This is a genomic window from Mesorhizobium sp. M7A.F.Ca.US.014.04.1.1, assembly GCF_003998745.1.
GTDB classification, from domain to species: domain Bacteria; phylum Pseudomonadota; class Alphaproteobacteria; order Rhizobiales; family Rhizobiaceae; genus Mesorhizobium; species Mesorhizobium ciceri.
Window position 1 is genome coordinate 1 of sequence record NZ_RZRW01000908.1, and the last position, 1601, is coordinate 1601.

2 protein-coding genes and 1 pseudogene are annotated in these 1601 nt (G+C 57.0%); 2 read left to right on the forward strand and 1 reads right to left on the reverse strand.

Annotated elements, in window-relative coordinates:
- Positions 1-106: 106 nt before the first annotated feature.
- Complete coding sequence (locus tag EOA22_RS32975; protein WP_127224628.1) at positions 107-376, reverse strand: hypothetical protein; 270 nt, start codon at positions 374-376, stop codon at positions 107-109.
- Between the two features lie 542 nt (positions 377-918).
- Here EOA22_RS32975 and EOA22_RS32980 point away from each other — a divergent pair.
- Positions 919-1209, forward strand: a complete 291-nt coding sequence (locus EOA22_RS32980) for a hypothetical protein (RefSeq protein ID WP_063170754.1) — start codon at positions 919-921, stop codon at positions 1207-1209.
- Between the two features lie 153 nt (positions 1210-1362).
- Positions 1363-1601, forward strand: a pseudogene (locus EOA22_RS32985) (SOS response-associated peptidase); the annotation flags it as partial.

Here is a 1601-nt window from a genome sequence, read left to right on the forward strand (position 1 = left end):
GTGTACCTCTCTAGAAAGTCACGATCTGCTGCGAAGAATCCACCGGCATCATCGGTGAAAAGAAGTTCGCCGTTTGGACGCTCTCGAAACTTAAGTGGCCAAACGTTCATTTCGCAGTGACCGCATTGATCAGCGCCTGGCGAAGCGGCAGGGTCTCGACGTAGATCTTTTCTCGATAAACGGTATGCAGAATGCTCTTGCGCACCTTATCCAGATGGTCCGGCGGAAGAGAAGCTATCTCTATGCCCTCACTTGATACTGAAAAGCCAAGCGACGGATACTGGGCTTGAACGCGCAGCAAAGCGCCTTCCACAAAACTTCGAAAGCTCTGTGGAATTTCGATTGTAATCCGCTCTAGATTGCGTCCGTCCACCACACAGAGGCCCCCCCAGCCTCTCGCCACTATACTTAAGATTCTCGGTTTTGACATCAACGCAATTCGATCTGGGTAAATTTGCGAGTCGATCGTGTCGGACTGAATTGCTTCATATGCTGTGACCACCAACCGGTTGGCCCTTGGCAAGCTGAGATGGCCGGGTGTTGACCGATTGATGCCTCGAATAACCGGTCCTTTGAGAGGGCCGCTTTGACAACCGTCTCGGCGGGCGAGTGACCAGCGGGGCTTGCGGATTCGCTGCGATTCCGCAATCCTAATGAAATGCGACGTTTGTCTATTGGGTTCGTGCTGGCTCTGGCAAAAGTACGAGTGGCTGAAAGGCCTTCAGCGAGTGCGGAGCAGTGGAAACCGCTATCGACGGCCGCGGCAGCCGCGACGACTATCCCCGAGTTGTACTACCCGCTAGAGATGTTGGAACGCTGGCGCGAAAACACGAGGCGAGCTAGGGAGCACGCCTCCGCCTACATTACAGCGGAGCTGGAAAAGAAAAAGGGGCGCAGAGAACGGCGCCACAACCGACGATGACGCGCCTGTCCTTTGCTGAAGAGCTTGAAAGCGCCGCGGATCGCATTGCCAACATGTCGCGACCGGATCTGCAGATCATCCTTCGTCGCGCGGCTTTGATGCTCAGGAACGTTGCCGGCGTGTCCTTAGAGCCAGCGACCGAGGACGCGCTCAACAGTACAGCGGCGGGTATGAAAATAGGCCGATCGGACGTCATACAGATTGTGTTGCGCGAGTGGCTGGAGACGAACGCGTATCTGCCGGTATGTGCGGTCGACGAGGAGAGCGACACAGACGGCAGCGCTTAGCCGTGGATGAATTCCATCGTCGCCCTTCAATCACAGGATCGATGCCGGGCCCGGAATCGGCAATTCGATGAGTACAGGCGATGGACGCTGGCGCGGCCGCTAAGCCGCGCTATTTGGCATAACCTCGCAACCGACGGAACGCGTGGGGCAGCTATGTGCAATGATTACGAGCAGCATATCGCCTGGGCAGAATATTGCCGGATGATGCAATCGCTGGCGCTCGACATTCCCACCCATCAAACTGAACTGGATCTGCTGCAGGCGGATGACATCCGCATCAGTGACCCCGCCCCGATCATGTGCGCCGCCGGCGACACGATCGAACTCACGCGCATGACCTTTGCCTTTCCGCCCTCCGGGCCAAAAGGCGGGCCGGTCTTCAACTTCCGCTC